This window comes from Gelidibacter salicanalis, assembly GCF_016469035.1.
GTDB classification, from domain to species: domain Bacteria; phylum Bacteroidota; class Bacteroidia; order Flavobacteriales; family Flavobacteriaceae; genus Gelidibacter; species Gelidibacter salicanalis_A.
Window position 1 is genome coordinate 1 of the sequence record NZ_JAEHJZ010000140.1, and the last position, 204, is coordinate 204.

General features: G+C 57.4%; 1 pseudogene. It reads left to right on the forward strand.

Going from position 1 to position 204, the window contains the following annotated elements:
* A pseudogene (locus tag JEM65_RS21215) lies at window positions 1–204 on the forward strand (hypothetical protein); the annotation flags it as partial.

Consider the following 204-nt stretch of genomic DNA (forward strand, 5'->3'; position numbering starts at 1 on the left):
AAGAAGAAGAACCGACCGATCTGCGCAAGGAAATCCGTGCGCTGGGCAGCCTTGGTTTGTGGCTGTCGCTGTCGATCACCATTTTCTTTGCGGCGGCGATGTTTGCGCTGTTTACCTATATCGCGCCGATCCTGACGCAAATCACCGGCGTATCTGAGCACGGCGTCAGCTGGACGCTGCTGCTGATTGGCCTCGGTCTGACCA